At 36.8% G+C, this 8,043-nt stretch carries 6 protein-coding genes; 2 read left to right on the forward strand and 4 right to left on the reverse strand.

Going from position 1 to position 8,043, the window contains the following annotated elements:
• Positions 1-592 precede the first annotated feature (592 nt).
• Positions 593-1,540 (forward strand): C40 family peptidase, encoded by a 948-nt coding sequence (locus AAGS61_RS19250; RefSeq protein WP_391375811.1) that lies wholly within the window; start codon positions 593-595, stop codon positions 1,538-1,540.
• A 197-nt stretch (positions 1,541-1,737) separates the two neighbouring features.
• On the opposite strand, the gene AAGS61_RS19255 is transcribed toward AAGS61_RS19250, so the two are convergent.
• From AAGS61_RS19255 to AAGS61_RS19270, 4 genes are all read right to left on the reverse strand, one after another.
• Positions 1,738-3,126, reverse strand: coding sequence for a UDP-N-acetylmuramoyl-tripeptide--D-alanyl-D-alanine ligase (locus AAGS61_RS19255; protein ID WP_391375814.1), 1,389 nt, complete (start codon positions 3,124-3,126; stop codon positions 1,738-1,740).
• Between the two features lie 32 nt (positions 3,127-3,158).
• Positions 3,159-4,451 (reverse strand): YheC/YheD family protein, encoded by a 1,293-nt coding sequence (locus tag AAGS61_RS19260; protein ID WP_391375817.1) that lies wholly within the window; start codon positions 4,449-4,451, stop codon positions 3,159-3,161.
• Positions 4,452-4,519: 68 nt separating this feature from the next.
• A complete protein-coding gene (locus tag AAGS61_RS19265) occupies positions 4,520-4,960 on the reverse strand; it encodes a hypothetical protein (RefSeq protein ID WP_391375820.1) in 441 nt (146 codons plus the stop codon).
• Positions 4,961-5,072: 112 nt separating this feature from the next.
• Positions 5,073-6,449: a Mur ligase family protein gene (locus tag AAGS61_RS19270; protein ID WP_391375823.1), complete on the reverse strand. Its 1,377-nt coding sequence runs from the start codon at positions 6,447-6,449 to the stop codon at positions 5,073-5,075.
• Positions 6,450-6,606: 157 nt separating this feature from the next.
• Here AAGS61_RS19270 and AAGS61_RS19275 point away from each other — a divergent pair, with 157 nt between their 5' ends.
• On the forward strand, positions 6,607-7,812 hold the full coding sequence (locus AAGS61_RS19275) for an ATP-grasp domain-containing protein (protein ID WP_391375825.1): 1,206 nt from the start codon (positions 6,607-6,609) through the stop codon (positions 7,810-7,812).
• Positions 7,813-8,043 lie beyond the last annotated feature (231 nt).

Raw genomic sequence — 8,043 nt, forward strand, 5'->3', positions numbered from 1 at the left:
TATATAGTAAATGCACATGATTTTCAAGGTATTCAGACTTGACAAAACATTGACATATCCGTATTTCCCAACAATTAATACTACTACATGAAAAAAACTCTAACCTAAGCAAAATAATGCTAATTTAGAAACTAGCACAATGCATAGTTACGTCAAAAAAACTTTGAATAACAAAGTACATACTCCTCCTTCACATAGTATTTTTAGTGAAATAATATTTCTCTTTGAACGTTAAGAATGACAAGCTACGAAGTAAGATGCTCATGAATTGGAGTAGAGGCTAGTGACTTTCAAAGGATTAATGTTCTATATAAAAACCATTATATGTAACTGAAACATTTGTAATTAAACTGTAATTTATACTTTCAAATCCAATAAGCTCAAGCCTTGGCGCGCCCCCCTAAAACGAACGGAAACATTTACCTACAAGAAGTCTATGTTTTCTATGCTAGAGTCAATAGTGTTAATTCATATACGAGCAAACAGCATTGTTTTTGATCCAATAAAGATATAACGCTATAAATGGATGCAAATGATGCCTTTAAAATATATTAGGATTTTTGCTCATATCAAGTCATTTAGGAGGTACTTTATGAAGAAACGCTTTTTAACAACTACTTTAGCATTGACGATTGGGTTTGGCTCATTTGCTACTATACCAACCATTACAGAACCGATTACGGTATCAGCAGCAACAGCTTCACAAAATAATACGCAGGCCGTTGCAGTAAAGGCAAATCAACTCATTGCCACAGCCAAAAGCTTAATTGGGAAAGCGACGTATAGTAATACGACATACAAACCAACATATCCATATAAATTTTCATGTGCTACTTTTCTTATGTATATTTTCGAGAAAAACGGGGTAGACCTTGCTACTTATAACGAAAATTATATGATGCAACAAGGTACGTATGTGCCACGTAGCCAGCTTCAAAAAGGCGATTTACTGTTCTTTAAAAGCAAAAAAACAGGGACTGACCCTGATCATGTAGCGATGTATATTGGGAATAACAAAGTCATCCATATGGCCGATTCCAAGCAAAATATCGTAATTTCGGATTTAAATAGCAAGCCTTATTACACAGAAAATTATATGACGGCTCGACGTGTATTACCAACATTGATGTCTTCTAACCCTGCTACAAAAGGGGATTCTATTGTAGCAACAGCTTATGCGAATTTAAATAAAGTAAAAATAGGGTCTGTGAACAAAGAAGCCTCTTTATCGTTTACAAGAGGTGGATTTATCGAATATATTTACCGTAAAAATGGTGTGTCACTTGGCACAAAAACAATAAGCGAGCAGATGAAATTAGGGTCTGCTGTCTCTAAATCTAATTTACAAAAAGGTGATTTAGTATTCTTTAATAGTACAAAAGGATCTAAAACACCTTCACTCGTTGCCATCTATGCAGGAGATCACCGCCTTATCATTCCAAACTCGAATGGCGTTATTACGAGAGTCCTATTAGTCGATTATTATGCAGAACATTATATTACAGCTAGACGAGTTACTAATGTATTTGCAAAAAATTAAAAGTAATGTAACGTAAGCAGTAGCTACGTCATATCAACGATGACAAGCTTATTAAACAAACAATATTACCTTCAAACCAAATAGCCAATCCACATGGTCCAAAAATAACTATGTAACAGCACGTCGTGTTATGTAAAGCACCTACTATGAGAAAGAAGAATTCGATGGAAATCATTCGGATTCTTCTTTTTCACACTTTAGGGGCTTTCTTTTAGCTGATTAGCAAAGGCAATCATTGACCTACTCGACATTGGTCCCTTGATGAGTAATAGCGTATGCGCATCTAGCTTCGGTTTTAATATATCCAATACGCCTTCTACATCTTTAAACGCGTGTACTTCCGCTGTTGTCCCTTCCTTCAATGCTTGCTTGGCAATTTCCTCTGCTCTACTACCAATTGTAATAAGCATCTGGATATCATACTGTGCAATTAAACTACCAATCTCTTGATGATATTCTTTTTCAAAATGACCAAGCCTTTTAATATCGCCTAGCACAACAATCACCTTTTTATTCTTTCCAATAGCATGCAATACTTTAATAGCCGCTTCAATCGATGTAGGGTTATTAGTCCATGTATCATCGATAATTGTACTTCCGCTCATTCCTTGCGAAAATTCCAAATGCCTTGCCATTTGTTGAAACGTTCTTAAACGTAAAATGGCTTTCTGAACCGATAGACCGAGTTCTTTTATCGTGGCAATAGTAGCAAGCGCGTTATACACTTGATGCTCACCGTATCCAGGAATATAGGCTTGAAAGCTCTGATCATCTGTATGAACTTGAAACTTCATTCCGTCTTTAGCAAATTGGATATGAGAAGCACGCACATCTGCAGTTTGACTCATCCCAAATGTGACGACTTTTCCTTTAAAGGTACGCAATGAAATTTTCTTTATATTTTCATCATCTGCATTAATAATTAATGTACCATTCGGCCGTATCCCTTCTACCATTTCAGCCTTCGCTTTTATATATCCCTCTAAATTTTTACAACCATCTAAATGATGCACGCCTATATTCGTAATAAGGCCGATTGTTGGCTGATAAATCATACATTGGTGTTTAATATTTCCATTATTTCCTAGACCTAATTCAAATACGGCTGCTTCTGTATGTTCATCGATACCCGTTAAATATGGTAAGGATTGGCGTGGCTCGTTTTTGCTACTAATAGAAGCTTGAATGCGCATATCCTTACTCAAAACATGCTTCAGCATTTCTTTTGTTGTCGTCTTTCCGCATGTACCTGTAATCGCGACAACGGGTAGCTGAAATAACTGTCGATAATAGTGAATAAACTTCCAATAAGCTTGTAAGACACTCCGTACTTGAATCACCGTTGTTTGCGGCAATGCTTGTGCCAATTCAGTAGCAGGTTTATCAGAAATGATAACAGCAGGCGCTTTTCTATCCAAATCTTTCCAATCTATCGTGTCACTTTTACTCACAAACAGTAGTGTATGTGTTGCTACTAAATCATGTCTCTTATAATAAATAGCATGTTGTACATACCAGTTTTCCTTGCCGTTTAGGAGTTCCCCTCCTAGTAATTGACGAATGGATTTCACTTGTAATGCTTGCATACAATTTCCTCCTCTCATTATCCTATGAGTCTTCAAAAGTGTTCACTAGGTCGTTTTACTACGGTGTTTCTATTTGTTAGGATTGTTTCGTACATCGTTTGATCTTCTAACCGTTTAAATATGGATAGATCGGGTACATAATTTCCTTCAATAATCCATACTTCCCCTCGGTCCGTCACCCCAACATCAAATCCTACAATCGTTATATGCTCACGATGTGCGAGTTCTTTCATCGCCGCTAAACAAATAGTATCTATTTGAGTGGCAAGGTCCTCCCAAGCCTCTGGTGAAATAGGTGTTTGCTTTAGGGCTTCTTCTAACGGAAGAATGGCCCGTGCTGCATTCGTAATAAAAAATAAATGTCCCGCCACTTTTACAGCCTTCCCTGTCACTTGCCACTCACCATCGACCTTTTGTGTCATCACTCGTATATCGATAAAGCAATCCTCAATCATCGTTAAAGGAATCCCTTGTTGAATGATATAATGCTTAGGCGCTAAGCACATTTGACGAATGTACTCATACGCTTCTACTACGTCTTGTTTTTCTAATTTAGAGATGCCGATATAAATTTCATACGTAGTATTTAATTTACGGACTTTAATAATATCTTTTCCTTGTTGACCATTACATGGTTTCAAGAAGATCATGTCATATTTTTTTAAAAAATTTTGGAATGTCGCCTCTGTGAGTAAATCTGTTTGAGGCATCAAATGAGAGAGAGTTTGATATTGGTTCCACTTACTAATGGAAAAATGTAATGCCGTATCATAAATCAAAATGTCACCCTTTAAATTAAATGCCATTTCAATCACAATACACTCACAGTTTGTATAAAACTGCCCAAGTTGTTGTGCCACTAACAGTGCGATGTCTTGCATTTTGTGAAAACAGTATCTATAGACAAATGGCTCAAAAAAATGATTGGAGTGTTTTGTCGTACAAGTGACTTGCCAATTAGATGTATTTTTATGAACGGTTACAAAACGGTGAAATGCCCTTCTCCATAAAGAAGTTTGTGTCAATTGTGGCTGAATAATATAGTGTTGTTCACTCATTTCCTGTTGGAGGATTTTATATACGTCCTCTTTTTCTGATACTTGAATAAACATGTCATTTATGTTTAGATGAAATGCCCCTTCTTCGACAGCAATCGTAATAAACTCTGTGCCATATACAGGCTTCAATATAATTTGTTGATGACTTGCTAACATGGAAAATAAGGATTCTTTCGAAAATTGCTCATTTGGGGCAAGGTACGGATGTAGCCTCTGTTCTTGTTGGAGTATTTTATATTGGCCTATTCTACCTCTTGCCGCTTTCATAACGCCTCTCCTTTTACTTGGTAGCCCCTCAGCTTTAAATGCTACTGAGGGGAACAAAAGATCAATTATTATAAACTTTGACATCCTAAAGCAACAATGGAACCTTGGCTTACTGGAACCGCTCCTGTTTGGTCAAAATACCCTGTAATAACAAAGCTTTGCACAATATCATTGGCTGCTTGTGCGACTTGATCTCGGAAAACAGCAACAAATGGATATTCTGTCATACCGATGATACCTGTACCTTCCACTGTCACGACACAGTTTTCACCCTCTCTTCGACACCGAACAGATGTGATGGTATTAGCCGTGAATAAAAAACTGTATTGATCTGGTGTTTCAGTATCTTCAAATTGCAATGAAAGTGTTGACGTATCAAGAGTAGTAACACATACATTTGCAGCATATGTTAAATTTCCTCTTATACTTCCATTTACCCCCGAAAACCTCACGTTTTCTCTTAAAGCAAACGCATCCACCATTACACCACAAGGACAAATTACACCCATCTTTCTCTCACCTCCTTCTTTCACAATATATTCTTTCCACTACTTAAATGACCGGGTATTTGCCTGTAAAAACAGAAATAATAGTAAAAGATCCCCTCTTATCAAAGGAGATCTAAGATTTTTTTCTTAAATTGCTTGCTAATTCAATCATCGTTTTACTGTACATATCCCCTTTAATTAAAATAATCGTATTACTATCTACAATATCCTTTAGTAAATCGTACACTAAAATGCTATTTTTAAAGCTATAAACAGGCTGTTGGAAACCTAGTTTTACGGCGTAATCCCCTATTATTTTAGCATGCTCTCCTACTGTTATTAGTACATCCACGCCTTTTTTATAAATTAACTCACCTGCTTGCTCGTGAATCGTATATCCCCAAGACCCAACATCTGTAATCGTGCCAATAATCGCTACTCTTTTCTTTCTATTGGCTAATGCATTTAATACATCTAACGCGGCACTAAGCGAAGTCGTTGTAATACTCCATGTGTCATCTAAAAGCAACGCCCCATTCATGCCATTCAATAATTGAAGCTGTTTATTCAACTGCTTGAATGTTTGCAACTGCTGTGCCGCCTCTGGAATCGTTAAGCCCATTTCAACAACCGCGGCGATGGCAGCAAGTGCATTATATACTTGGTGTTCGCCAAAACCAGGTACTTGTATATCATAGTGGTGTTGCCTGTAATGAACCTTAAATTGCATGCCATTTGCACAATATTTTAAATCGCTCGCTCTAAAATCACACGATGCGTCCTTTCCTATTCTAATAATTTTGCCTCTAAATTTTTGCAGATCAATTTTTTTCGTATTTTCATCTTCAGCATTAATGATTAATGTCCCATTAGGATCTATAATTTCTACCATTTCTCCCTTTGCCTCGATGTACCCTTCAAGCGTCTTACAATAATTTAAATGGTGAGCACCGATATTCGTAATAATACCAATGGTTGGCTTAAAATAGGTACCTGCTTTACGTAAATCTCCTGGTGCACCGACTGCTGTTTCAAAAACGGCTGCTTCTGTATCTCCCTCAATACTTAACAAGTAATGTAAAAACGCTGTTCTCGAATTCGTACTAAGCTGTGTTGCTGTCACCTTTTTGTAAGGTGTAAGAATATGTTTCACCATTTCCTTTGTTGTTGTTTTTCCAGCAGTTCCTGTTATGGCTACAACAGGTAATTGAAACTGATGACGGTAATAATTGATAAATTTCCAGAAAGCCTCTTCGGAACGCTTTACTCGAATAACGGTAACTTGCTGTGGTAGTTCACGAAAACCGTATGACAATTCTGTCACAAGCACTATCGGAAAATACGTAGCAAGTTCTTTCCACTTTACGATTCGCTTTTCGATAAAGAGAACCGTATTTTTATGCTTTACTTGCTTTAATCGATAAGCACCATACTGAATGATAACTTCTTCTCCTTGTACTAACTCTCCTGAAATAATTGTACATAATTGTTTCACCGAAAGAGGTTTCACCCTACACTTCCCCCTCCTTTCTTCTATATCGTATGTGCTAAAAAAAACATTGCTTAGATATTTGAATTAAACGTGATGGATAACCATGCAAAAACTATTTTTCACCATACATTTAAGAAAGGGTATAACAATTAGAGAAATAATGGAGATGAATATTTTGAAAACCATACTCTTTATAGGTGTAAATAAATCCGGCTCCAGTAGAGAAGCAACTAAAGCAGCGGAAAACTTAGGCTATTTTGTCGTTCTTTTTACAAACAACCCAAAACAAATAGCACAACGTGAGCTCTATCCGGATATTCATAAAATGATGTTGATTGACACAACAAACCTAGAAGAAATGAAAAAAGAAATTCAAAAACTACTAAGTATTGGACTCGATATTCAAAACATTGTGAGTTTTGTCGATCCGTTTGTACATGTCGCTGCTTTACTGTGTGATGAATTTTGTCACAATCTCACTTCTTCCAAGGCAATTAAGATGATGGAGGATAAAGAAGAAACGCGAAACTTTTTATTAAACGAACCATATTCACCAAAGTTCCAAATTATTAATTCCCAAGAAGCAAAGCCTAAAAATTTGCACTTCCCTGTCATCATTAAATCACCAAAATCTACAGGTTCAAAAGATGTATTGCTGGCTAATAACAAAAAGCAATTGAATAAACATCTCTCCTCCCTTCGCACTAAGTATCCAGAGGAATCTATTATTGTGGAAGAATTTTTAGATGGCCCTCAATATCTAGTAGAAGCGATCGTTCATGAACATCAACCACATATTGTCGCTGTCATCAAACAAGAGATTACAAAAGGTCAGCGATTTATCATTACAGGCTATGGTGTATTAGCAACGGTCCCTCCAAAATTACAAGCAGGTCTTGAAAATGTTTTACATTCAATTGTCACTAACTTTGATATCCAGACAGGTGCACTCCATTTAGAGCTTCGTTTGACACCTCATGGTTGGAAGCTCATCGAGATTAACCCACGTATTTCTGGTGGTGCCATGAATAAAATGATTGAAGCTGCCTTTGGTATTAATTTAGTGGAGCAAACACTTAAGTTATTCCTTGGGCAAAAACCTCATTTAGAACCTACACATCGAAAATTTGTGTATACAAAGTACTTAATTGTAAAGCGCAAAGGTATACTACAAAAAGTAACTGGAAAGCTACGTGCAACTAAATCACCTGGCGTTTATGACGTCTATATAAAGCCTAAAAAAGGAACCTTACTCATCCCACCTTTATCCATGGGTCACCGTTATGCCTATATCATCACACAAGGGAAATCACTAGCAGAAGTACGAAGATTAGCCGATAGAGCCGCCAAAGAAATTAAGTTTCATATGCGAGCAACATAGCGAAGGGGCCGTCTGAAAAGACATTTTGAGACGGACCTTTGCGACGAGGATGGTGGCATTTTGATGTGACCACCGCAGGAACAATATTTCTTAATGGATAATTATTAAGGAGTAAAAACATACTAACATTAGTAGTACAAACCACGGCCATGGTTTGTGCTACTATTTTTTTATAGTAGAAGTGAAGGAAAGCCGAACAGCCCCTGGGATCATTTAAGAATCCGTATTAAA

It is taken from the genome of Lysinibacillus sp. KU-BSD001 (genome assembly GCF_042920265.1).
Lineage (GTDB): Bacteria > Bacillota > Bacilli > Bacillales_A > Planococcaceae > Lysinibacillus_B.